Annotated in this window: 4 protein-coding genes and 1 pseudogene; all 5 read left to right on the forward strand. The window is 63.6% G+C overall.

Annotated elements, in window-relative coordinates; all coding sequences use genetic code 11:
• Positions 1 to 958, forward strand: a 958-nt coding sequence (locus ACESMD_RS02570; protein ID WP_372610062.1) for a tripartite tricarboxylate transporter substrate-binding protein, incomplete at its 5' end; no start/stop codon positions are given.
• A gap of 328 nt (positions 959 to 1,286) precedes the next feature.
• Complete coding sequence (locus tag ACESMD_RS02575) at positions 1,287 to 1,529, forward strand: tripartite tricarboxylate transporter TctB family protein (protein WP_372610066.1); 243 nt, start codon at positions 1,287 to 1,289, stop codon at positions 1,527 to 1,529.
• 92 nt (positions 1,530 to 1,621) lie between these two features.
• The gene (locus ACESMD_RS02580) at positions 1,622 to 3,142 is read left to right on the forward strand and encodes a tripartite tricarboxylate transporter permease (protein WP_372610064.1); all 1,521 of its coding nucleotides are present in this window, start codon (positions 1,622 to 1,624) and stop codon (positions 3,140 to 3,142) included.
• A gap of 60 nt (positions 3,143 to 3,202) precedes the next feature.
• Positions 3,203 to 3,490, forward strand: coding sequence for a LacI family DNA-binding transcriptional regulator (locus tag ACESMD_RS02585; protein ID WP_372610068.1), 288 nt, complete (start codon positions 3,203 to 3,205; stop codon positions 3,488 to 3,490).
• Positions 3,481 to 3,751: pseudogene (locus ACESMD_RS02590) on the forward strand (IS3 family transposase); the annotation flags it as partial. The gene ACESMD_RS02585 and the pseudogene ACESMD_RS02590, both read left to right, overlap by 10 nt.

The following is a 3,751-nucleotide window of genomic DNA, read 5'->3' on the forward strand; positions in this document are numbered from 1 at the left end:
CCAGGCTCAGGATCAGGATTTCTCCGACGTCGAAGTGCCGTCGACGATCCGCGTGATCGTTGCCTACAGCGCCGGCGGGTCGAGCGACGCCCTTGCCCGCGTGACGCTGCCCTATGTGGAACAGGCGATCGAGGACCTGTCGGGGCAGAGTACCAACGCCGTCGTCGTGAACTTGCCCGGCGCGGGCGGCGAGATCGGCTGGACGAGTCTGGCCAATGCCGACGCCGACGGCAGCACCATCGGCATTATCAATCTGCCGGCGGTGCCGATCATCGGAACGGCGCGCGATGCCGTCTATGCGCCCTGGCTTGAAACGCTGGAGCCGATCGGCGTCAACGTCATCGACCCCAACATCGTCAGGCTCGGCCAGGACACCGAATACGACTCGCTCAGCGAGGCGATCCAGGCCGCGATCGACGAACCGGGCTCCGTCACCGTCGGCGCCGACGGACCACTGTCCGACGACCATCTGGCGATGTATGCGCTGGAACATGTAAGCGGCGCGACGTTTACGTTCATCCCCTATCCGGGCGGCAGTCCGGCCAACCAGGCATTCCGTTCCGGCGAAGTCGAGATCGTGATCGGCAATGTCTTTGACTATCTCGAAACCGAGGATTCCACCGCCGACGCCGCCATCCTCTGGGGCAGCGAGTATTCGATGGCCGAAGGCGTGGCTCCGGCCGGCGAGCATCTCGGCATGGATGTCGGCGAACTGGGATCGACGCGCGGCTTTGCGGCGCCGGCCGGCATGCCGGAGGATCTGATGAACCTTTATCGGGCGGCGTTCGAGGATGCCTTCAACAATGAAGACTATCAGTCCGACGCCCGCGAGCGGAACATCACCATGGTCGAGCCGCGTATCGGCGATGCCTTTGGCGACGTGATGGAGAACCAGGAGAATCTGGTATCCGACCTGCTCGGATACTTCGAGGAAGGCGGCTATCTCGGCGAAGAGTAAACCGTTCGGACAGGCGGGATCGGCATCGCCACCCGATCCCGCCACCCAATCCCGGCGGCCAGCCGTGGCATGACATTGAAACGGCACGAGGGGGCAACACCGGTGCGCAGGACCGATATCATCTCGGCACTGATCCTTCTCGCGATCAGTAGCTATGGCGTCTGGGAATCCTTGACCTTTCCCAGCCGCGCGGCCGCGTGGCCGTTGTGGATGTGGGGTGTGTTGCTGGTGTCGAGCCTCGGGCTATTAGTGCAGGCAGTATTTCGCAAGCAATGACCGATGCCGCACCGGATGAAAGACGCCGAAACGAACCAAGAAGTCGGAGGCACTGCCCATGACCGGCAATCCCAGAGTTCTGATCAGCCTGTTCCTGCTGACGGCCTATGTCTTCGTCGTTCCGGTCGCCGGATTCTTCGTGACGACGGGCGCCTATCTGGCGGCGCATATCGCCTTCCTGGGGATCCGTCCGGCATGGCTGGTATTGGCCGTCGTGGCCGGCGCCCTTATCTTTCTCTATCTCGTCTTCATCCAGTTTCTGGGCGTCCCGATACCGCACGGGGCCCTCTACTGATCGGAACTGGCGCAACGCAACATCCGGAAACCCGGAAACCCGGGACCGGTAGCGGGCCTGTAGCCCCCAGCCGCGTGTAAAGGGAGTATTCTATGATCGAGTCGATCCTGGACGGTTTCTTGGTTGCCCTTCAGCCCTGGAACATCGTCTTCGCCTTCATCGGCGCCCTGCTCGGCGTCATTCTCGGCGGTATGCCGGGAATCTCGGCGACGCTGGGGATCGCGCTCCTGGTTCCGGTGACCTTCGATATGTCGACCGTCGGCGCGCTGATCTTTCTGGGCGGCGTCTATTGCGGCGCCATTTACGGCGGGTCGATCTCCGGGATTCTGATCAATGTGCCCGGCACGCCGGCGGCCGTCGCCAGCATGCTCGACGGCTATGAAATGACCCGCCAGGGACGCGGCGGCCACGCGCTCGGCACGGCGGTCGCGGCTTCGCTGGTCGGCGGCCAGATCGGCGTCATCGTGCTGTTGTTCCTGGCGCCAATCGTGGCCATGGTCGCGCTTGAGATCCGCTCGGCGGAGTTCTTCTGGATCGTTGTCTTCGCGATGACGACGGTCGGCGCCATCGGCAGCGATTCCGCGCTCAAGGGCCTGATGTCCGGCATGATCGGCCTGGCCGTCGCGACCGTCGGTATGCACCCGATGACGGGCACCTTGCGCTTTACCTTCGGCGAACCCGCCCTTTACGAGGGCATCCCGGTGATCGTCGGTCTGGTCGGCCTGTTCTCGATTTCCCAGGTTCTGGTGCTGTGCGAGGGGCAGGGCATGAATACCCAGCTCAAGGTGCCGAAGCTGGGGTCGATGTGGCCGGGGTTCCGCGAGTTGAATCGCTATCGCGGCACTTTCTTTCGCTCGTCGGTGCTGGGAACGCTCGTCGGACTGATCCCGGGGGCCGGTGCGGATATAGCCGCCTTCATCGGCCGCAGCGAGGCCCGGCGCCGATCCCGCGAGCCCGAGCAATACGGCAAGGGTAGCATGGAAGCCGTGATCGCCTCGGAAGTCGCCAACAATGCCGTCGTCGGCGGCAGCCTGATCCCCATGCTGACCCTCGGCATCCCCGGCAACGCGGTGACGGCTGCGCTGCTGGGGGGGCTGTTAATCCACGGCCTGATCCCCGGCGCCCGGCTGTTCGAAGATCAAGGCGATATCCTCTACCCGTTCATGGTCAGCCTGCTGCTGGCCAATCTGTTCTTCGCGGTGATCGCTTTCAGTCTGCTTCGCTATATCGCCAAGGTGATCCTGGTTCCGCAGGGCATCATCGCGCCGATGGTCATGGCGCTGGCGGTGATCGGCGCATTCTCGTACCGCAACATGGTATTCGACATCTACATCATGCTGGCGCTCGGACTGGTCGGGTATCTGATGCGCAAGGCGGCCTTCCCCCTGGCACCGATCATTCTGGGCATTATCCTTGGGCCGCTGGCCGAGGAGAACCTCGATCGGGTATTCTCGCTTGCCAGCGCCCAGGACATATCCGTTATTCAGTACTTCTTCAGCCGTTGGATCACCATCGCGCTTATGGCATTGACCGTAGCCACGATCGTGCTGTCGATCGTCAGGGAGGTGCGGTTCCGTCGGCTAGGTCAAGCCGAGACGGCGCCCGACGGATAGAGGTCGAGGCCCCTCCCCGCAATCGCTCCACGACGAAGGGTGCCATGGGCAAGGGCTATGATGGATAACGGGGACAAGGTTGCCGGCGGAGAACGCCGCGTGCAACAGAGAGCGCGGCGGCAGGGCCGCATCGTGACGCCCACGCTGACAGATGTCGCCCGCATGGCCGGCGTTTCGACGGCAACCGTCTCCCGCGTCCTGAACAATACCGGCCAGGTGCGCGAGGATCTCAGGCGCGCAGTGGAGGAAGCGATCGAGGCGCTGGGATACGTTCCCAAGTCGGCGGCGCGCAGTCTGGTGTCCCAGCGCTACAACACGATTGGCGCCATCGCGAATAGCCTGAAGTGACGTACACCTTCATCCAACAACATCGTCAGGCATTCAGCATCCAGCGCATGTGCGCGGTTCTCGGCGTCGCCCGCAGCGGCTACTACGCCTGGCGACAGCGTGGCGGTGAACCGTCCCCGAGAGGTCGCCAGCAGGCGATCACCGACCAGCGTGTGGCTCAGGCTTTCCAACAGGGGAAGGGGCGCTCAGGCTCCCCCAGGCTGACCCACGACCTGAACGATGGCGGCGTACCGATCAGCCGGAATACGGTCGCCGCCAGCC

It is taken from the genome of Halomonas sp., assembly GCF_041689495.1.
In the GTDB taxonomy this organism is placed as follows: Bacteria; Pseudomonadota; Gammaproteobacteria; order Pseudomonadales; family Halomonadaceae; genus Halomonas.